Source organism: Brucella ciceri, assembly GCF_041930145.1.
Classification (GTDB): domain Bacteria; phylum Pseudomonadota; class Alphaproteobacteria; order Rhizobiales; family Rhizobiaceae; genus Brucella; species Brucella intermedia.
Genome location: NZ_JBHEEV010000036.1, coordinates 1 through 844, shown reverse-complemented (window position 1 = coordinate 844; position 844 = coordinate 1). Strand labels below are relative to the sequence as shown.

Genomic DNA, 844 nt, shown 5'->3' with positions numbered 1-844 from the left:
GAATCGGAGGTTTGGGAAATAAACTATATATTTCAAGTCGTTGCCAGATCTCGGAACCCGAGGCGCAAAAAGTCAGGAAATTGGCGGCCAGTCGGTCGCGCGGCTGATACGGTGCGAAAAGCCATGTAATCGCACGCAAGGAAGCGAATCCAGATCTGATCTTGTGAGGGAATGTTCGTGGAGCAACTGGCGGAGAGGATGGGATTCGAACCCACGAGACCCTTATGAGGTCTACTCCCTTAGCAGGGGAGCGCCTTCGACCACTCGGCCACCTCTCCGGTAAGGGCGAGATAGCCGGTACGCTTTGTCATTTCAAGCGAATTGCGCGCCAACTGGCAAAATTTCCTGCGAATTATCGCACTTTATATATACGCGATCCGGAATGTGCGTGGAATCATCGGCTTTCGTCCGGCCCGGCGCTGTCGTTTTGCCTCGCATAAGAAGGAAAGATTCGCCCTGGTTTCGACCAATGTGGCGGCCTATGACGATAGTCTGACATATTCTCCGCCTGGAACGCCAGAAATCGTGGATTCGCTTCCCTGAAGTGGGGCCGATGTCAAAAAGCGCGTGTTTTCAAGCGTTAAGACTCGTTAATTCCCATTTACTCATGTTAATAAACCCTAAACCTCCTGCCCGGAAACGGGCAATTTCGTGTCTTTTCTGCAACAGAGCTCTCTCATAGAAGCACCAGGAAGGTTGGGAGAGTGCATTCGATGTTGAAACGAGAAAGCGGGCGAGTATCTTCACATCCAGAAGAAGGAGCGCTTCGGGGTGACTTTTTCAAAAGGGGATGGGGACAGGTTGTCCTTCAGCCAAATCAGAATGCCCAGACCCATTTTTAACT

Annotated in this window: 1 tRNA gene; it reads right to left on the bottom strand. The window is 51.2% G+C overall.

The window, feature by feature from the left end:
• Positions 1-187: 187 nt before the first annotated feature.
• Positions 188-278, bottom strand: a tRNA-Ser gene (locus JNC63_RS21865).
• Positions 279-844 lie beyond the last annotated feature (566 nt).